This is a genomic window from Sessilibacter sp. MAH3 (assembly GCF_054658275.1).
Window position 1 is genome coordinate 38,207 of the sequence record NZ_BAAGIE010000018.1, and the last position, 20,312, is coordinate 58,518.

The following is a 20,312-nucleotide window of genomic DNA, read 5'->3' on the forward strand; positions in this document are numbered from 1 at the left end:
CGTGTTATTTATTATTTTGTTTAAACGCTAAAATTTCTTTTGGCTGAACGGAATCGCCCATGTTGTTACCAAAGGCGTTGCGTTGATAAGTAATAACCGCGGCTAAATCGGCTTCTGAGAGTTGCGCGCCAAAAGCTTGCATTGCCGGGTTTTTTTGACTACCAAAAATAACGATATTGAGATGATCGGATAACGCACCGGTGGCGATTTTACTTCCGGCAATTGATGGAAATGCGCCGGGAACACCTTTGCCATTGGCTTGATGACAAGCGGCGCAATTATTCAAATACACTTGCTCGCCGCGCGTTACCAAATCTTCAAAAGTAAATGTGGTGGAATTCAATTCCTCTAATTTAGCTGCGACGGCTTTCTGCTCACTTAACCATTGATTGAATTCATTTTCTGGTTTTACCTCGACAACAATTGGCATAAAACCGTGATTTTTTCCGCATAACTCTGCGCACTGGCCGCGAAATATTCCGGGAGCGTCAACAATAGTCCAAGCTTCGTTAATAAAACCAGGAATAGCGTCTTTTTTTACGGCAAAATCGGGAACCCACCAAGAATGAATGACGTCGTTCGATGTTAATAAGAAGCGAACTTTTTTACCGGTAGGTATTACAAGAGGATTATCGACTTCCAATAAATAATTGGGATTTTTTTCTAAGCGATTATAAATTTCGTTGTTAGGCGTCGATAAGTTAGAGAAAAAACTCAGATCTTCGCCCAAATATTCGTATTTCCACTTCCATTGATAGCCAGTAATTAAAATATCGATATCGGCTTCTTCGGTATCGTAAATTTTTACCAAACTACTGGTAGCCGGAACCGCCATAGCAATTAATATGACAAAAGGAATGAGAGTCCAAAGAACTTCTAAAAATGTACTTTCATGGAAATTCGATGCTTTGGCACCATGTTCTTTACGATGTGCAATCATGGTGTAAAACATCACCCCAAAAACCACCACACCAATTGCAACACACCACCAAAATATATTCATGTGCAATGAATATATTTCTTTACTAACCGACGTCACACCTTCGGTCATATTTAAGGAGGATGAAAACGCATTTTGAGTAAAACAAAGAGTGGAAACGGCTATTCCTAAATAAAAAGCATGAAAAGCCTTTGCCGGATTATTTGGCCCGATGTGCAACATGCCAAGATCTCCATCAACTTTATAATTGATTATTATCGAATGTTTTGGTGATCTACCGCTGAGTCGAATGCAGGCAGGATGTTGCTCTCTTTATGGTTAAAAGAGTCGGCGATTCAATCTTATATATCGTAGATTTTCGCTTTATTGGTCAGCTTTATGAAATATCTTAGTAGGTTTGTTGTTATTTGGCACAAGCCTATCTTACCTACTTTATATTTATAGGGTGTTCAGGTCTTTAATCTTCAAAAAATGTGATCAAAAATAACAAGATGCACATTAGTTTTAGCAGCTGACGTTCTGTTATCGCAACACGGAGCCCTTAGACTCAAAGTAAAACGAATTCACAAATAATGGTATTAGAAAATTTACGCTCAGATTAAATAATCAATAAATTCGTTAATCCGAGGTTTCTATAGTTTTAGTTCCGCTTACTTCAAATAATAGATTACTACATAATTGGATGATTACAAATATTTCCATCACAGTAACGAACGATCATAAAATTAAAGAAAAATTATTATTTGCTTTTCTAATATAGACGTTTATTAGAAAAGCATTTTTCTAATTTATCCTGCTAAGCATCCAATAAGTAAAGAGTGCGCCGATTAACGCCGCGTTTTTAACAACACCCTGCGAATTATCAATTTTAAATAAGGTAAGTGATTGAAATTGTGAAGAAATTAATAGTCGCATTATCAATCTCTGTGTTCCGGTTAAATTATAGAAAAATAAATCCAAGATTCCTGTAACGGTTTTACGGTAAAAATAAAGGAGTAAAAGTAATCGTGTTGTAAATATTTACATGTTTTACTCTACGCGCGATTTTGAAGATAACTCAGTATTACATCAGAGTAATAAGTATTAGACCGAGTGCCATAAGATGAGCTTTTGATTAAAGAGTCAATGAACTTGCGATTACATCTTGAAAGGGTTAATCACAGAATTCTAAGGCATCTTGCTGTTGATGACTCGCCGACATTATTAAAGAAGTTATAGAGAATTTTATTGATAAAAAAGTAATAGTCGGCAATGCAACAGAATCTCCATATCATTTTTTGCTATAAGTGATCTTTTTTAAAATGACTATTTATTTTAATCAATCGTCAGCAATATAGATCCATTCTGAGTGTTAAAAACGTCTCTGATCCTTGACGTTGATTATTTTAATACCATTAAGATATTAAAAATTTAATTTATAGTTCATTCTTCCAATATCAAAAATATTGCTTGATAATAACTCTCAAAGCCTACCTCATAATGAGTCATCTACCAATTGGGTGAAAATGAAGGGTCTTATTCCTTTGTCTGATAAATTATCTGATGTGGATCAAATAACCGACCGAGATGCAAACTAAGCGATGCTAAATGAGAAAGAATCTGGTATCACTCACCGGCAAGTTATGTCGCTGGCATGGCCGATGATTTTAAGTAACCTAACTATTCCCATGCTGGGTGTGGTTGATACGGCAATCCTTGGTCATTTGGGTGATCCTGTCTATTTAGCCGCGGTAGCCGGCGGCACCACCTTGTTGACATTTTTGCTGTGGGGCTTTGGCTTTTTAAAGATGGGAACAACGGGCATAGTGGCCCGTAGCGTCGGCAGCAAAAATTTAAATTCAGCTTTAGATTGTTTACTACAAAGTTCGGTTTTAGCAATTGGCCTTTCTGTTTTAATTTGGATACTACAGTGGGCTTTTTTACCGACAGCGTTGTTGTTAATTAATCCCAATCCAGACAGTTACCAATGGGCTTTCGAATACACCAGTATTCGGTTATTGGCAGCTCCGTTTACTTTAATGAATTTTGTGATAGTTGGTTGGTTTATTGGATTTCAAAATACCAAAACGCCTTTAGTTTTGATGGTGTTTATCAACCTAATCAATATTTTATTTGATTACATTTTTGTTATTGGTTTCGATCTAAAAAGTACAGGTGCAGCCTGGGCAAGTGTCATTGCTGATGTGCTCGGGTTTTTACTCGGCCTGATTTATATTTACACGGTATTAAAACGGTTAAATATATCAAATAGATTGTTTGTATCGATAAAAGCCTTATCGGTGCAAAAAAAATATTTTGAGTTGATTCAAATAAACTCACAATTGTTTATACGAACAGCGTGTTTGCTCGGTGTAATAACATTTTTCACTTCGCAAGGAGCTCGTCTCGGTGAATATTACCTAGCAGCTAACGCAATTCTTATGCAAATTGTAGCCATTATTTCTTACGGTTTGGATGGATTCGCACACGCTGCTCAAGCATTGGTTGGTCGTGCCACTGGTGCTAATAATCTTAAGCTTTTTAAAGAAGCCTGTTTAAAAACAGGTTTTTGGGCGCTGGCAACCGCTTTATTCTTTTCGTTGATGTTATGGCTGCTAAAAATTCCTATTGTACATTTTTTTACGAATATTAATGATGTGTTAATTCTATTAGATGAATATTACCAGTGGCTGTTGTTGTTCGCCGTTTTTTCTTTCTTAGCCTATCATTTGGATGGTATTTTAATTGGCTGGGGGAAAACAGGCGCCATGCGTAACAGCATGCTATTTTGTACGTTTTGTATTTTTATTCCAGCGTGGTGGTTAAGTCGGGAACTGGGCAATCATGGGTTGTGGTTAGCATTTTTATTATTCAATGTGTTCAGAGGCATATCTTTATTGGGATTTGTGAACTATAAATTTAAGACGATCCAAAAAATCTATTAGTAACGCCTTAATTATATAAAAAGACTTTAACTTTGAAAATAAAGAGAACTGGTTATCATAAGAAGTCTATTTCCGAGTGTACCTTTTACATCGTAAAGGGAGATTTATTTTTAGGGCAAGAAGGTGGTCATGTAGTTGCTGTTATGGATCAAGATAAATTAATTCATCTTCGCAAAAAGTTGAGTGAAGCTCGCTCTGAGGTCGGCTCGGATAAAATTTTCGGTCAGTGGGTAATTGAGCACAGTAAGAATTTGCACAAGATGATTCATATTCCGAAGGGGCAACAGCAACGAGCTCTGGTGGAATTTGTTGATCAGTACTTTGAATTTTTACCCAGTTGTATAGAAGCGTTCATCGACATCAGTTCAAGTATTAACGTGTACGAGTATACGGGTATTTTATTAAATATCGCCGTAGACTTTTTAACGCAAGACGATTTTGTAACCGATCCCGACAGTAAATTAGTTTCGGTATTGGCACAAACTTATTTAGCGTATCGCACACTCGAAGAATTAAACGATCGCTGTTGCGGTTACGTTGGGCAGCCCTTAATTCCAGCCGATACGATGATGGCGAATTTAATCGTTCATCATTTATTAGGCGAAGACTTTGCCAATGAGCTGGATTTTGCGGTGCACTATGCCCTTGAGAGTAAACACGAGTTGGAGCGCGAGGCGGTGTCTCGACTACAGCCGGTACCTGTAGATATTTTGGCCGAAGCCGTTGATAAATGGCCACGTCTTGGTGATGACCTTTCGGTACAAATTAAATATTTGTACTAAATTAAATATCCACACTACGTACTAAAGGAACCTCTGATTAATGCGTTCGCAATTTAATCAGAGGACGGAAATTGACAAAGTCATTTCCGACTTCTTCACAATTTCAATCACCTAACGTTCTTTAAATCGCCGATATATTCAGGTGTCGATAGAAAGTTTAGGTTAATGAATATTTTCTAATACGTTTAAATTTAAAATAGAAACTTTTGAAATTGTTAGCGTTTAACTTTTCAAAAGTTGTTTATCTAAAACATTATAAAAAAGCAGCGACGATTTTTTATCGTGCGCTGCTTTTTATAAAGTGTGCAATGTTACTGATAAAACCATTATCGAGGTTTTTTATCACATCTAAATAGTTTTAGTCGTCTTTATTTTTTGCAATTGGCTTAAACTGTAGGACTTGAGTTTCGGCCTCGATGGTTTCTTTACTGATATTTACGCGAGTTTCAAGTTCTCTAACCTGCGGTTGAATGTGTAGCTCGTCGTTAAAGCCGCACTCAACACACTCACGAAAATCTCCGCCGTCTTTTTTATACATAACAATACGATCCATTTGCGCGCATTTTGGGCAAACGGCGCCAGCAATAAATCGTTTTACAGGTTTTTCTTCCACGGTTACATCCAAAAAATATTGCTTATAGAGCGAGCGTTTAAAACTAGCGACCCATGTTTTGATAGAGGCAACTCTGATTAACCCAGAGTTTCCCGCGACACAAGGATGTGTCGTTAATTTCAACAACTGCAAATCATTGAAATTGTGAAGAAATTGGAAATCGCATTTTCAATTTCTGTCCTCGGATTACGTCATGGATGAGGCAATCCGAGGTTCCTAGCGTTATTATTTTATGCCACTGTGCCGCAATAATGCATCTGTATTAGGTTCGCGACCTCTAAATTGCACAAATAAAGTATTGGCGTCTTCGCTGCCACCTTTTTGCAGAATTTCCGTTAAAAAGCGTTGGCCGCTTTCAAAGTCGAAAATACCGTTTTCTTCAAACAGGCTAAAGGCATCTGCCGATAATACTTCGGCCCATTTGTAGCTGTAGTAACCAGCGGCGTAGCCACCTGCAAATATGTGGCTAAAACTGTTTTCGAAGCGGTTAAATGCTGGTGGTTTCATCACCGCAACACGATCACGTACAGCGTTTAATACGCTTGCGACATCAACCGGGTTCAGTTCGGGGTAATGCCAGTGTAGTCGTAAATCGAACAGCGCAAACTCGATTTGACGCAGCATTTGCATACCCGATTGGAAGTTTTTCGCGGCGAGCATCTTGTCGAGCAAATCTTTGGGTAAGGGTTCGCCGGTTTCATAGTGTCCCGACAGTAAACCGATAACTTCAGGGTGCCAGCACCAGTTTTCCAAAAATTGGCTGGGTAATTCTACGGCATCCCAGGCAACACCATTAATACCGCTCACTGCGGCCACATCAATTTCGGTCAGCATATGGTGTAAGCCGTGGCCGAATTCATGGAACAGAGTTGTTACCTCGTCGTGGGTGAGCAGAGACGGCAACTTAGCCGTGGGCGGGTTGAAGTTACAGGTTAGATAAGCAACCGGCAGTTGCACGCCATCGCCAGTGTTGCGTCGCACTCGGCATTCGTCCATCCAAGCGCCGCCACGTTTATTTTCACGGGCATAGATGTCTAGGTAAAAACCAGCGATGTTTTGCGGTTTTCCATCAATGTTGCGATAAACACGGTAAAACCGGGCATCTGGATGCCAAGTTGCAACAGTATTATCTTCTTGAATTTCTAAGCCAAACAGCTTTTGACTGACGGTAAACAGTCCCTTAATAACGTTCTCTGCTGGAAAATACGGACGCAAGGCTTCTTGGGATATTTCGTGTTGTTCGTGCTTGAGTTTTTCACTGTAGTAGGGCGCATCCCAAGGCTTCAGCTCGCTCACACCGGACTTGCTCGCATAGTCGCGCAGCTCTTGCAGTTCTTGTTCGGCCATGGCTTTGCTGCGATCGGCCAAGTCTAATAAAAACGCTTCAACCTGTTCTGGCGTTTGCGCCATTTTGCGCGCTAAAGAAAGCTCCGCGTAGTTGCTAAAACCTAGAAGTTCAGCGCGTTCTTGGCGGAGCTTTAAGGTCTCTAAAATAAGGTTGGTGTTATCAAATTCGGCGGCGCTGGTGCCATCGGCCTTTTTGCCCAGCTCCGACGCACGGGTGCAGTAGGCCGTATAAATCTCTTCACGCAGAGAGCGATCGTCGGCGTAGGTCATTACCGCTAGGTAAGAAGGAATATCGAGTGTAATCACATAGCCCTCCAACGATTTACTGCTGGCGGCCTGCTTGGCGAGTTCAAGTGCAGATTCAGGTAATCCGGCGAGCTGCTCTGGCGAGGTTAAATGTTTAAACCAGGCTTGAGTGGCATCTAAGACATTGTTAGAAAACTGTGTGGATAACTCCGAAAGACGTTTGCTGTTGTTGGCAAATGCCTCTTGTTGCTGCTTGGGTAAACCAATTCCAGACAGAGTAAAATCACGTAAGCTGTTTTCTACAGCTTTTTGATGAGCTTTAGAGAGAGCATTAAAAGCATCGCTTGTGGATAACTTTTTATAGGCGTCGTACAAGCCTTGATGTTGGCCCAGCTCGGTACCGTATTCGGTGAGCTTCATTAATGCTTGATTGTAAACCTCACGCAGCTCTGCGCTGTTTTTCACACCATTTAAGTGACTGATGGGTGACCAAGCCTTACTCAAGTCATCTTCAAAGGATTCAATTTTTGCGAGCAAACCTTCCCAGGTGGGTGTGTCGTTAGCGGCCAACAAATCTTCTAAACATGCCTTGTTACGGGTGATGAGCGTATCGATTGCCTCGACTACGTGTTCGGCTTTGATATCCGCAAACGGTGGCAAAACGGCATTACTGAGTAAAGGGTTGTCAGTATTGGCTGGGTTATTCATTGTGAATCCTCAAGATTGACATTGCGAATAAGACTATACGGTAATCGACGCAATCTAAAGTGCGAAGTATGCTAGCGTTCAAAGTCTATGATCGAATGTAACTAAGTTGGGGGTGACCTATGCCAAGATCAATCCGTACTCTGGCAGGAAAAACGCCAAAATTGGGTGAACGCGTTTTTGTTGATGATTCCGCCGTGGTTATTGGCGATGTAGAGCTGGGCGACGACAGCTCAGTTTGGCCATGCGCCGTTATTCGCGGTGATATGCACAGAATTCGCATTGGCGCGCGCACCAGCGTGCAAGACAACAGCACCTTACACATCACCCACGCCGGGCCTTTTAACGAAGACGGCTGGCCACTGATTATTGGTGATGACGTAACCATTGGTCATGGTGCAACCCTGCACGGTTGTACCATTCACAACGAAGTCTTAATTGGTATTGGTTGCACAGTATTAGACGGTGCCGTGGTTGAAAGCCAAGTCATTATTGGTGCCGGTTCTTTGGTACCACCGGGAAAACGATTGGAGAGCGGCTACATGTACATGGGCTCGCCAGCCAAACAAGTAAGACCGTTAAAAGATAAAGAAAAAGCCTTCTTTAAATATACCGCCGGAAATTACGCAAAATTGAAAGACGAGTACTTAGCAGAACCTAACGAATAGAATGGTTAAAATTAACAACTATAAATTACCAATACGATTTATAGTTGTTAATTCAACGGAACAAGTTATTCAATCAACTATTTAACGCATTACGTAAATAAGTAATCACAGGTTTTGTTTCTGGTCGTACACCGCGCCACAAATAAAACGATTCCGCCGCTTGGCAAACCAACATTCCTAAACCGTCGGCAATTGCAGTGCAATTTTTAGAGGCTGCCCACTTCATAAAGACCGTAGGTTCTTTGCCGTACATTAAATCGTAAGCGTGAGTAGTGTTATCGGCGACCTTTTCAGGTAATGGCGGTAAATCTCCAGAAATACTTGCGGATGTGCCATTAATAATAATATCAAACGGTGAGTCTTCGATTTCAGAAAAACCGCAACCCGTAATAGAACCAAATTTAGAAAAATGCTCTGCTAATTCAACCGCTTTGCTGGCGGTACGATTTGCGACGCAAACGTTATTAGGATGTTGTTCCAATATGGGCTGCAAAATACCGCGAACCGCACCACCTGCGCCAAGAATCAAAACCTTTTTACCAGAAAAAGACCAGCCCAAATTTTCGGTAATATCGTAAACTAAGCCAAAACCGTCGGTATTATCGCCAATCACCTTATTGTCTTTAAATAACAGCGTATTAACGGCACCAGCATTTTGTGCTCGTGAAGTTAATTCATCGGCAAAGTCAAAGGCTTCCAATTTAAACGGTACCGTAATGTTTAAACCACAACCACCTTGACTGGCAAACTCGGTAACCGTTTTTTCAAACTCATCCAGCTCAACCAACTGCTTTGTGTAACTCATAGTCTGCTGAGTTTGCTCGGAGAATAAGCGATGAATATCCGGAGATTTGGAATGAGCAATGGGATTGCCGAAAACCGCGTAATTGTCTGTCATTGGAAAGCCTTTTCTTCATGAGCGTAGATAGCAATTTCAAGTCGTAATTCTAACCGAATATCAACGCTTAGCTTAAGTTTAAACGACACGATAAATCTAATCAGCGTGTCCACTAAATAGATAACGTTAACGGCATTCGGATCAGACACAATTGCATGATTATTATCCACAGTCTGTGTTCAAATCATCCAAAAGTTTACTACCTGTATTGCTAATATCCAACGTCACTTAAAACAACACTTAGGGAAGAATTTGGATGAAGAATCTAAAGCTATCGAGTTTTAGTATTTTATGTGCTGCGGCGATGTTAACGGCCTGCGGTGGGGGCGGTGGTTCTGGCTCAGGCGGTGAAAACTCGGCGCCTGTATTTTCAGCTCCAACACCCGTAACAGCGCTAGAAGACCAAGCGTTTAGCCTAGCCTTGTCGGCAACAGATGCCGATGGAGACACACTTACTTATTCGGCAACAGGATTACCGGAGTGGTTATCAATAAACGCTTCTACCGGTTTACTAAGCGGAACACCGGAGCGACAAGATGTTGGTATAACTCAAGGTATTACCTTAACAGTAAGCGATGGTCGGGCGAGCGCAAATACCAGCTTAGATCTTGAGGTAATCCAAACCGAAACCCTGACGGTGTTTGGTTCTGTGTCTAATGTGGATTTACCTAATGCAGAAATCTCAGTTAGTTTTGTTGTTCCGCAATTTGCAGCCCCGCAAAATAATAAGTCGCAACTTACAACGAAACGCGGCTTTTCTCAAAAAAATAAATTAACCACTCAAAATTCAACATCCGAAAAAATAGTAGATACCACAATTACTACATCAAGCGACGAGAATGGTAACTTCCAATTTGATGTCTTACTAATCTCCGGTGAATTTACCGGTGAAGAACTTGTAGAAATAACCGCTCGTGGTGTAGGCGATCAAGATAATATCGAACTGTTAAGCCAAGTTGGCGATATCGACTTCTTATTAGAAAGTGCTGGCGATGATTTTCAATTAACTGTAGATGAATTATCAAGAATTAATATCTCGCCACTTTCTACTGCTTTGGCGTTGAGGGCGAGAGATAGAAATAATAACGTATTGTCGCGGACTTGGGATGAAATTCAGCAATTAGAAAATAGCTTAAATGCACAACAGATTTTGCAACTGGCAGATTCTATTTCTTTATTTATTTCCAATAACGCGAACTTCGTGAATGGCGACACACTCTTAGATGCGTTTATATCTAATCAAGAAAATTCGGAGGTTAACACCAATGCAATTTATGCGTTCAACGAATTTATAGGTGACAACGGCCAGTTATTACCCGAGTTAGCGGATCAACTACAAACTATCACAGAATCTGGAAATAATTATATTCCTTTTAGTGAACAAAATATTGTTCCACTATTAAATAGACCTCTTTTATTTGCAAATGAATTTGTACTCGGAACCTACCAAGATATATTTACACCAGCTCTTGAGTTTTCTTCTAATGGTACTGGGAATTTCTACGATAACTTCAGACGTAGTCTTTACAACAGATCAATTACATGGGAAAAAAGAGAAGATGGAGTATTAATAATAAATGGAGTTGATACTTTCGTAGATGATACATTAGATACACCAATGACTTATCGGAATAACTTAGATCTTGATGAAGAGGTTGAAAATTTTCTCGCAGAAAATGGGTTAATTGGAACAATAATAAATCCAGAAACTACACGTGAAGTTATTGAATTACGTTTAGTATCGGTATCCGAAAGCTCGATAATTATTGATGTCAATCATAGAATCACTTTTAATCTAGATGACGTTTTAACAGGGTTGGGATATACCGGTACTTTACCAGAATATACAGTAACAGCTGCTTTATTTGGCTCTAGAACCGTACTAAATTCCAGGTTTGAATTTACCTCTGAAACTTTTTCTGGCGAAAATTGGGTTGTACCCGCCCAACAGAATTTTGGCGAGCCATTAGGCGGGATTAGTGGTATTCGGCATCTTAGCCAAGACCTATATACCTTTAACACTAACGGTTCAACAAGCATAGGTTTGCTCAGTGATGAGTCAGCACAATGGGAGGTTGTCGACGGTGCTCTACAGTTTACTACTGCATCTAACACATTGACGCTTACACCTTTAATAGAAACACAAGATGGGATTTACGTAATATCCGAACGCCTGACAAGCGACGGTGTACGAAACGTATCTGCCGGATTTATAACAAGACAAATAGAAGGTAATCTCGATCAATTCACGCAAGATTTTGTATTGCCAGAACTGAGTGCAGAGCAGGGATTATTTTGGGCTACCAATGTTGAGTTTTTCTCATCTCCCGCTGATTTCGAGGACGATGGTAGCAGAGTTTTTACCGGTTTAACTGGCTTTGGATTTAGAGCTGGTAACGAGAATTTGGTTGATCGAATTTCCGCAGTACCTTCAACTCAAAGTGAAATTGATGATTGTATAGCTTTTGTAGGCCGATCTTGCTTCGAAGTGCTAGATACGAATTCATTTACGTTTGAAGGCCGAAGAGTTACGATCACCGAGGTCAATGAATTAGGTAATGGGCGCTTTCGAAGCAGAGTCTGGGATGTTCTCAATTACGATCCAGATTTAGGGCGAGCTGTTGTCCTAGAAAGAGTCTTTTTTGATGTGCCGGGTATTGACGGTAATGTGCTTATCGATCCTCGAGTTACGGTATTAGAGCTGATCGATTTATCAGAAGAATATATCGAGGAATACTTGGCAGAACCTACCATATTTAATTAAAGGTTAACTTAAAATATCAGGTGTAAATCACCTGATATTTTAATACTCACTAACTATCTAGTGCGATTCAAATTAAGATAATCTAGAGAAAAAACGATAAAAAATATCGGAAATGAGTGAAAAATTAACTTTCAGAAAATACATGAATTATCATGATTTATTAATATTATATTTTTCGTGTGAAGAAGTTCCGTAATCAAAATACTATTCCTTATCTTCAACGATACCTACCCGGTTTTTGGTTCCTAAGATTTATTCATTCCAACAGATTAGACACGACAAGCTGTTCAGATATATTTTAAATACTATTAATTCAATACTTTCAATTCAATGCATTAATTTCAGAGTAGCGGTTGGGATCTTAACTAGAAAATTCTTTCTAAATCACGCAAAAGTTTACGAGCTGTATTGCTACTATCCAGCGTTATTTAAAACAACACCTAGGGAAGAGTTTGGATGAAAAATCTAAAGCTATCGAGTTATAGCATTTTGTTTGCGGCGGCTATGCTTACCGCTTGTGGAGGATCAAACAGTAGCAGCGAAAGAGCTGTCGTTGGCGTTGAAACAGAAAACCTCACTATTCTTGGCTCGACAACTGGCGGATTGCTGCCTGGATCGCAAGTTACATTAACCTTTACAGCGCCGGATTTATCGGAAACTTCATCGTCAAATAAATTACAGCGTAAACTCGGATTTACTAAAGCCAATCAGCTCACCACGCTGAGTGCAAACTCCGAGAAAATAGATGGTGAGATGTTAACAGCCATTGTCGACGAAGACGGTAACTTCGAAATAAACGCGCAATTCATTGCCGGCGATTTTTCCGGTGACGAACTTGTTACCGTTTCTATTCGAGGCGTAGGGGAGCAATCGCAGATTGAACTGATCAGCCAAGTCGGAGATATCGATTTTCTATTAGCAAGTTCTGGTGGCGGCGAAATTGTTACTACTGAGGAATTATCTAGGCTTAACGTATCGCCGTTATCAACAGCGCTTGCAATTGCAGCTCGTGATGTTAACAACAATGTAATTTCTAACAATTGGGACGAAATTCAGGCTCTAGAAATAGAAGCAGGTACGTTTAGCACGATTAGATTATTGACCGCCATAAGATTTATTATTGAATCTGATCTTACACTGGAAGGCGATTTAACACTCGTAGAGAGTTATTTTTCCAATGCAAATAGCTCTGAAGAAATCAGCCGTCGAATATTTGATTTCAATGGTTTGTTAAATGCACAGGGAAGTTTCAGTGAAGAACTACAAAACCAACTAAATACTATTCTCGGCTCTGTTCTATTTTCGGGATCTTTTACATTGCCAACAATTACAGGATTAACAAATCAGCCGCTGATATTGTCTAGACCGTTCGTGCGTGGGACACATCCAGATATGTCTACAAATATTTTGGAGCTCAATGACAATGGTACCGCTAATTTCTTCGAAAGAAATCTAGCTCAATTTGAATCAACGAGGTTGACTTGGCAGCAAACAGAAGCTGGTGTTATTTCAACATCGGTTACTGCGGGTGATTCAATGGAGTCATTTGTATTTGTGCAGACTGAGCAACTGGAATTATTTGGTGTTCCCGGAGATATTGCCAATTTTATACGAGAAAACACCGGAGGAGGTTTTGTTGAAATATTAATGATCACCGAAGAAATTAATTTGATTCCGATTTCAGTCAACGAAATATCCACGAATTTATTTCTTGATCATAGCGTACGCATAAATTTAGATAATGTTCTTGAGGGGTTGAATTTTGAAGGTGAAGTTCCAGAGATTTTTGGCAATGGATTTTTAAACGGAGAGTTTGTTACCGTTAACAATCCGCAAGTAGTTTTTAACCGTGCCGACTTTGTATCTGAACAGTGGGCTTTAACTGCCGAGTTTGACGTGAGAGGTGTATTTGATAGCCCAACGTCGGACCGCCCTAGCCAAGAATTACTCAGTTTTAACGATGATGGTACAACTGGATTAGGGTTAATTAACAGTCGCAGTGGTAACTGGAATGTTGCAGACGGAGTATTAAACCTAGAAATAGGTGATAACAATCTGCGATATTATCCATTATTAGAAACGCAGGATGATGTCTTTGCGATTCTTGAGCGTATAGACCCCCAAGGTGATCGCACAGTTATCGCCACCAACATGGCGAAATTAATCTCGGAACAAACGTCTAGTTTTGCAACGGAATTTATTCGCGCAGAACCTACCGTTGAATCTGCGGAAGTCTGGCTTTCTGATGCGCACTTATTTTTTGAAACGCGTGATTATGATGAAAACGGAAACGTTGATTTCGGTTTAGTAACCGGGTTTTCATTTTCACAAAGTGTCGGTTCGTTAGATGTAATTAATGAGATCGAAGCCAACCAAATTGGCGCTTTTGGTTCTAATTGTATTGAATCAAGCACCATCGAGTGTTTTCAAGTTAGAGATACGCTTGTGGTTGGATTAGAAGGTGAGCGTATTACGTTGTCGGACCTGCCGATTTTGAACAATCCAACATTAGCTAATAGAACCCGTGAATTGCAGGTTCTTAGCTATGATGAAGATCGACAACGTGCGGTTGTTTTAGATCACAGTTTTACGCAAACAAATTCCGCCGAGCTAATTATCGAAGAATTACCAAGAATTAATGTGTTACAACTGATTAATTTAGCTCGGGATTATCCACAGGAATACTTAGCGGAACCCACGTTGTTTAATCAATAAATTTCTCTAAAAATCAGGTGTGAATCGCCTGATTTTTCTAGTATCAAATTTTTGTATATTTTTCTAAAAATTTCTGATTAATCTATAGGAACCTCTGATTAACTCATCCATGATTTAATCAGAGGACAGAAATTGAAAATGCGATTTCCAATTTCTTTGTGAAGAAATTGGAAATCGCATTTTCAATTTCTGTCCTCTGATTAAATCATGGATGAGTTAATCAGAGGTTCCTTTAGTTTGGAATTCCGTTAATTAAATGTCTTTCGCGAAAAATGCCGATATCAACACAAGGCATCTGCACTTATTAATCATTTAATTTTTATTTAAAAATAGACTTTAAAACGCATCTTAAGAAAATAAATGTCTATTAGATTGCCTCGGAATTAGCCTTGATTTTTAATTCAAAAATCTTCTGCTTTAGGCATCTCGCTCCATTGGCAATTGGTGTTAACACCGAGCCTTCCACAAGAGTATTGTTTTATTTCGTCGGTCAGCTCGCAGGTTATTGTGTTTTTTTCAAACAAATTGTCCTCGGGCAAAATGCCATCGCTTGACGTTAAACTCCAAATTAAAAACTCCTGCTCGTAATAGTTTACGGTAACTCGTTGAGACACCATGGTTCGCGCCAATGGTGTAGGGCGATAAAAACTGGTTTTTCTTTCTAATGAAAACCAACCCCGCTCATCGGTAACAACCGAGCAGGTCTCGGGTTTTACCGGGTCCCATTTAACAACCAACTTAACCTCGGCGCCCTTGGCCGGTTCGCCACGAAAACATATCACACCCTCAAGACCGGCGAACAAAACGATTTCGGTTTTGGGTTTTCGAGCAAATAGATTCAACAAAAAAAGCATTTTAATTCTCGTTAAGGGTAACAGCTTAATTAGACAATAATGCAATTAATTATGACACGCTATCCGGTGTTCTTCATTGAACGGGCAAGTGCGATAAACCGCGCTTACGACGCGGCTTGTGAAAGGTTGGAATAAGAGAATAGGAGATTTTTGGGCCATCCTCTGATCAGATCGAGGACGAACTAATCAGAGGTTGCTTGAGAGTATCTGAGAAAAAGGTGCGGCCCATTGGGCCGCAGCTTTATTTGTGCCGGGAATTTTTAACAGCAATCGAGGTGTATTTAGCAAATGCTTTATCTTCGTGACGCTTGATAAGCGCAATCAGACCCACGCATATCACCAGCATCAAAAGGGCGAACAATACCAAGGCTAACGGAGAATTCGCGAAAATAAAGTAAGCTGTTGCACCGTCCCATTGAGAAATAGATGTACCCATTTGAAATTCCTCTCTATTTATACGTTGGCGAGTTTGTTTGGAACATCACTTTGACGCGTTGCCGGAACATTGGCCTCTGGGTAGGGTTTAGCCAAAAGCTCTACTTCATCAATGCCCAACTCTTCGACCGCTTCAGGCACGCGAAGCATATTCAATGTCTTCAACAGCAGAGATATTCCGTAGCCCGGTATAAATCCGAGTAACACCATGACCAAGCCAGAGATCAGTTGCCCGGTGAAGCTAATGGGCGGCATGCCCTCGGCATTTGGTGTTCCTGTCGCGAAAACACCCACCATGATCACAGAGAAAATGCCCGCAAAACCGTGTACAGCAACCGCGCCAACGGCGTCATCAATGCCACATCGCTCAAGAAATTTAGCACTTTGGACACTGAGCACCCCGGCGACAACAGCGACAATAAAGGCCAACGCGGGATCGTAGAGGTCGAGTCCAGCGGCAACGGAAATGATGCCAACAAGACCACCCGACATTGTCCAAAACGGATCGCGAGTGGCGATGTAACAACCAATAATGCCACCGGCAAAACCCATCAGCGTATTGAACGCAAACGCGGATAGATTGGTTGGCGTGTTGTAAATCGTCGTCCAACCGGTGTCTCCGGTATTGAAGATGATGCAGCCACCCAAAAATCCGAAGAAGCCAAAAATAATCATCATCAGGCCGATCAATGTCATTGGCAGACTGTGCGGTGCGATGGTTTGCGCGATACCGTTAATAAATTTACCGGTGCGAGGGCCAAGGTTAGTTAGCACGCCCAGGGTGAAGAATCCAGCTACCGCATGGACAACTCCAGCTGCGCCAACATCATGGTACCCGTATTTGGTCAACAGCCAGCCTTCGCCATGCCACCCCCAAGCAGCGGCCAAAATCCAAATGACACTACCCACCAAGATCGTGAGAATTAAAAACGCACTGACGCGAATCCGCTCGATAACCGCTCCGGATAATATTGATCCAGTAGTTGCGCCAAAAAGCGCAAAGGCCGCCCAGAATACGCCGGTGCCCATCTCATCGAGCTTGGGTCCCATGCTGGTCGACCAAGGTAATGCTTCTGCAACAGATGAAGGCACAATCCCGCTTGGGAAAGACAGGTATATCCACCAACCCACCAAGTAAAAAGCGGGAATAATCATAGCGAGCGCCAGAATATTTTTTATTCCGGCGGCTAAGGCATTCTTGCCCCGGGAGGCGCCCATTTCGTAGGCCAAAAACCCAGCATGGATCATGATCATCAATGCTGTGCACCACCAGTAAAATACTTCCATATTCATGGTTTGGTGCATTTCAATCACCGCTTGTTGCGATTGCACCATCTCACTAAGTTGTTCTAGGCTCAAATTCTCTTGATTCATTGCACCTACCTCGGATTAGTACGGGTCGCCCGTTAAGAATTAGGGATCAGATCCAGCCAACGATTCACCACCTGATGCGCAAAACGCTGCTGATCGGACTGATAACGCTCAAAGTCAAGCATGACTTGTTGGTAAATCTCGCTCACGGTTGCGGGCGAATGATTGGGATTACCGATCAGTTCGCGCTCAGTCCAGGTTGTTACTATGTTGGGATTCACCTCGAAGTGGCATTGAAAACCGTAGGTGCTCTCGCCCAATCTAAACGCTTGGTGACGAATGGCTTCTCCGGTGAGTAACAAAGAGGCATCTACAGGTAATTCAAAGGTATCCGAATGCATCTCAAAGATTGTCGGAGTGAAATCCAATCCCTCCAGTAGCGGATCAGTCTCGGCGGCTTGGGTTGGCGTTAGCGGTGTAAATCCATATTCTAAAAACCCTTGCGCAAATACCTTGGCGCCAAACGCGTAGGCGATGGCCTGCGATCCAAGACACGAGCCTAGAATCGGCTTGTTAAGCTTGTGAAACGCCAGAATGCATTGTGCCAGTGAATCAAAATACGGTTTTAAGGCGAGGTCATGAACACTGACCTCACCGCCAAAGACAATCAGTGCATCGTAGTCATCCGGCGCGGGCATCGGGTGATTTTGGCGCCGGTAATGCCAGATTAACGCTGCTCCTCGCTCCGCCACGACTGCACCGATGGCACCTGATTCCACAGGGCCATCCATGCTCCCAGCCATAATGGCCGCGATCTTCATCAGAACACTCCCTTTTCTAAGAAATCGTCTAGACCCGGCGTTCGGTAACCGTCCTCTCGATAGGTGATTGGGAAGTAGCTTTCATCGACCTCATTTGAGCCAAACTTTTTGTACTTACCGTAAATTGGCCCATTACCAATGGTCATCAAATTGGGGTTGAATTCGATGTCGGACTGGAAGCAATGCATCGCTAGGGCCCGGCGAGGAACGTCGGCTTTATTGATTCGCGACCCGTGCCACAACCAACCATCATGGAAGGCGCCACCACCGGGAGGCACCACCACCGGCACAAGCTCCAACTCAAAGCCGTGACGCTCGGCCCATTCACGAACCTCTTTCAGATCGTCTTCGGGTCCGTGGAACTGCATAATGGGTTTTGCTTCACCCCAGGTGTGGGAACCTTTGATGTACACCAAGGTGCCACCTTCAGCGGTTGTTTGATCGAGCGCAATCCAGCAGCTCACTAAAGCGGGCTTATCGATCCATAGTGAGTACATACTATCTTGATGAAAACCTATAGATCGGCCTCCAACCGGCTTCCACAACAGGTTATCAATCATCAGACGCGTTCCGGTCCAACCGCCAAGTTGGGCACAGAATCGACCCATCTGCTCACTGAGTACTTGTCGCGCTACGGTTAAATCCGACTTCCACGCGTTACAGATTTGCTTGGTGTAAGGAGGATCACCAACCGGTAAATTAACCTCATCGGGCTTGATGCCGGTTAGATACTCCCCCTCATTGAATATCGCCTCAAAACGATTGCGAATCTCAATGGCGTGCTCTGGCTCAATAATTTTATCGACGATTAAAAATCCGTCTTTTTTAAATTGTGCGACTTGCGCATCGGTAAGTGCTTTCATGGTCTTGACCTCAATAAAATTCGAGATAGCGATTAAGTTCCCACTCTGAAACGTGCCGGTGATATTCCTGCCATTCGGTACGCTTGATGGCTATGAAGGCGTTGATCAGCTCGGGACCTAAGGCTTCTTGCAGCACCAGATCACTGGCAAGCTCGTCCAATGCTTCGTTTAGGGTTTCTGGCAGGCGCTCAACGCCCAACTCATCAACCTGCGCGTGGGTGAGTGTGAAAAAGTTGGTGTTGATTGGTTTGCTGGGTGTTAATTCTTGTTCAATACCGTGCAGACCGGCGGCGATGATTGCGGCGGTGGCCAAGTAGGCATTCATGCTGCTGTCGCCTATTCGAATCTCAATGCGTCCGTAGGGAATTCGCAGCATGGCCGATCGGTTATTGTCTCCGTAAGCGATGTATACCGGGGCCCAGCTGGGTCGTTCGGGCGTGCCTGACACTAAACGCTTATAAGAATTGACCGAAGGGCACAGTAGGGCGGTGAGTGCTTTAGCGTGGAGAGTAACGCCCGCTAAAAACTGATAGGCAAGCTTTGATAATCCCATTCCATTTGGGTCATTGGCATCGTGGAATAGGTTGGTGCCAAGCTCATCTTGCATGGAGCAGTGCACATGCATGCCATTGCCGGTGGTGGTCGAGGATAGCTTAGGTAAAAAGCTGCAAATCGCACCATTTCGATGGGCGATTTCTTTGGCGCTCATCTTAAAAAGCTGAATATTATCGGCGGTTTTAAGCGCTTCGTCGTAGTCAAAGTTCAGCTCAAATTGACCGTTGGCGTCTTCGTGATCGATTTGGTAGACCTTAAGACCGGTAGCCTCCAAGGACTGATGGAGCGCCTCTAAAAAGGCGGTATTGCGAGTGATACCTTGATAATCGTATGTGGGCTTTGCCAGTGTGTCCGAACTGTCGAAGGGAACCACCTGATCGTTGTCATCGCGCTTAACCAGATAAAACTCAGGTTCAAGCCCGGTCATAAACGCCCAGCCGCGCTCTTTAAGACGGTCGGTTTGTTTCAATAAAACGTTTCTGCAATCAAGCGGATAATCTTTGTCGGCAACTTGGCCGCGACCACGAATCACCGCGTAACCCGGCAGCCAAGTGAGCAGAGTTAGGGTGCTTAAATCACCGACCAGCATATATTCGGGATCTTGCGGGCTGATGGTAAAGCCTTGCACCGCCGCACCGGCAAATCCGGCACCGGTAGTTAGCAGGCTCTCTAAACAATGCGCTGGTACGCATTTGCTTTTGATACCACCGTGAATATCAACAAACTGCGCCAGCAAATATTGAACGTTGTGCTCTGCTAGAAACGCTTGCGCAGCCGCCAGAGCATTTTCTTCGGGGCATTGCCACTGCGTGGATTTTGGAGTGTTTCGAGACATGGTTTTCATCTCCGTATTGGGATGAATCCAGTCTGT

15 protein-coding genes are annotated in these 20,312 nt (G+C 42.3%); 5 read left to right on the plus strand and 10 right to left on the minus strand.

Annotated features, from left to right (window positions below):
• Positions 1–4 precede the first annotated feature (4 nt).
• Complete coding sequence (gene coxB, locus ACYQ2C_RS12115; RefSeq protein ID WP_460048985.1) at positions 5–1,162, minus strand: cytochrome c oxidase subunit II; 1,158 nt, start codon at positions 1,160–1,162, stop codon at positions 5–7.
• Between the two features lie 1,358 nt (positions 1,163–2,520).
• On the opposite strand from coxB, the gene ACYQ2C_RS12120 reads away from it, so the two are divergent.
• Positions 2,521–3,864, plus strand: a complete 1,344-nt coding sequence (locus tag ACYQ2C_RS12120) for an MATE family efflux transporter (RefSeq protein ID WP_460102892.1) — start codon at positions 2,521–2,523, stop codon at positions 3,862–3,864.
• Between the two features lie 32 nt (positions 3,865–3,896).
• Positions 3,897–4,646, plus strand: a complete 750-nt coding sequence (locus ACYQ2C_RS12125) for a hypothetical protein (protein ID WP_460102894.1) — start codon at positions 3,897–3,899, stop codon at positions 4,644–4,646.
• A gap of 358 nt (positions 4,647–5,004) precedes the next feature.
• Here the strand turns inward: ACYQ2C_RS12125 and ACYQ2C_RS12130 are convergent, their stop codons facing one another.
• Entirely contained in the window at positions 5,005–5,259 is a 255-nt protein-coding gene (locus ACYQ2C_RS12130; protein ID WP_460048988.1) for a YheV family putative zinc ribbon protein, read from the minus strand.
• A gap of 225 nt (positions 5,260–5,484) precedes the next feature.
• Positions 5,485–7,560 carry an oligopeptidase A gene (prlC, locus tag ACYQ2C_RS12135; protein WP_460102897.1) on the minus strand — a complete coding sequence of 692 codons (2,076 nt, stop codon included), beginning with the start codon at positions 7,558–7,560 and terminating at the stop codon, positions 5,485–5,487.
• Positions 7,561–7,679: 119 nt separating this feature from the next.
• Here prlC and ACYQ2C_RS12140 point away from each other — a divergent pair, with 119 nt between their 5' ends.
• Positions 7,680–8,225 carry a gamma carbonic anhydrase family protein gene (locus ACYQ2C_RS12140; protein ID WP_460102899.1) on the plus strand — a complete coding sequence of 182 codons (546 nt, stop codon included), beginning with the start codon at positions 7,680–7,682 and terminating at the stop codon, positions 8,223–8,225.
• Positions 8,226–8,298: 73 nt separating this feature from the next.
• Here the strand turns inward: ACYQ2C_RS12140 and aroE are convergent, their stop codons facing one another.
• On the minus strand, positions 8,299–9,123 hold the full coding sequence (gene aroE / locus ACYQ2C_RS12145) for a shikimate dehydrogenase (RefSeq protein WP_460102901.1): 825 nt from the start codon (positions 9,121–9,123) through the stop codon (positions 8,299–8,301).
• A gap of 304 nt (positions 9,124–9,427) precedes the next feature.
• Here aroE and ACYQ2C_RS12150 point away from each other — a divergent pair, with 304 nt between their 5' ends.
• Both ACYQ2C_RS12150 and ACYQ2C_RS12155 read left to right on the plus strand, forming a co-directional pair.
• Positions 9,428–11,887: a putative Ig domain-containing protein gene (locus tag ACYQ2C_RS12150; protein WP_460102973.1), complete on the plus strand. Its 2,460-nt coding sequence runs from the start codon at positions 9,428–9,430 to the stop codon at positions 11,885–11,887.
• A gap of 456 nt (positions 11,888–12,343) precedes the next feature.
• Complete coding sequence (locus ACYQ2C_RS12155) at positions 12,344–14,602, plus strand: hypothetical protein (RefSeq protein WP_460102903.1); 2,259 nt, start codon at positions 12,344–12,346, stop codon at positions 14,600–14,602.
• 401 nt (positions 14,603–15,003) lie between these two features.
• Here the strand turns inward: ACYQ2C_RS12155 and ACYQ2C_RS12160 are convergent, their stop codons facing one another.
• The 6 genes from ACYQ2C_RS12160 to glnT form a co-directional block, all read right to left on the minus strand.
• The gene (locus tag ACYQ2C_RS12160; RefSeq protein ID WP_460102905.1) at positions 15,004–15,456 is read right to left on the minus strand and encodes a DUF6795 domain-containing protein; all 453 of its coding nucleotides are present in this window, start codon (positions 15,454–15,456) and stop codon (positions 15,004–15,006) included.
• A 241-nt stretch (positions 15,457–15,697) separates the two neighbouring features.
• Entirely contained in the window at positions 15,698–15,892 is a 195-nt protein-coding gene (locus ACYQ2C_RS12165; protein WP_460049213.1) for a hypothetical protein, read from the minus strand.
• A gap of 17 nt (positions 15,893–15,909) precedes the next feature.
• On the minus strand, positions 15,910–17,265 hold the full coding sequence (locus ACYQ2C_RS12170) for an ammonium transporter (protein WP_460102908.1): 1,356 nt from the start codon (positions 17,263–17,265) through the stop codon (positions 15,910–15,912).
• Between the two features lie 32 nt (positions 17,266–17,297).
• Positions 17,298–18,023 (minus strand): type 1 glutamine amidotransferase, encoded by a 726-nt coding sequence (locus ACYQ2C_RS12175; RefSeq protein ID WP_460102910.1) that lies wholly within the window; start codon positions 18,021–18,023, stop codon positions 17,298–17,300.
• Positions 18,023–18,886 carry a phytanoyl-CoA dioxygenase family protein gene (locus ACYQ2C_RS12180; protein WP_460049216.1) on the minus strand — a complete coding sequence of 288 codons (864 nt, stop codon included), beginning with the start codon at positions 18,884–18,886 and terminating at the stop codon, positions 18,023–18,025. The genes ACYQ2C_RS12175 and ACYQ2C_RS12180 overlap by 1 nt, the downstream gene beginning before the upstream one ends.
• 10 nt (positions 18,887–18,896) lie before the next feature.
• Entirely contained in the window at positions 18,897–20,276 is a 1,380-nt protein-coding gene (gene glnT, locus ACYQ2C_RS12185; RefSeq protein ID WP_460102912.1) for a type III glutamate--ammonia ligase, read from the minus strand.
• Between the last annotated feature and the right edge of the window lie 36 nt (positions 20,277–20,312).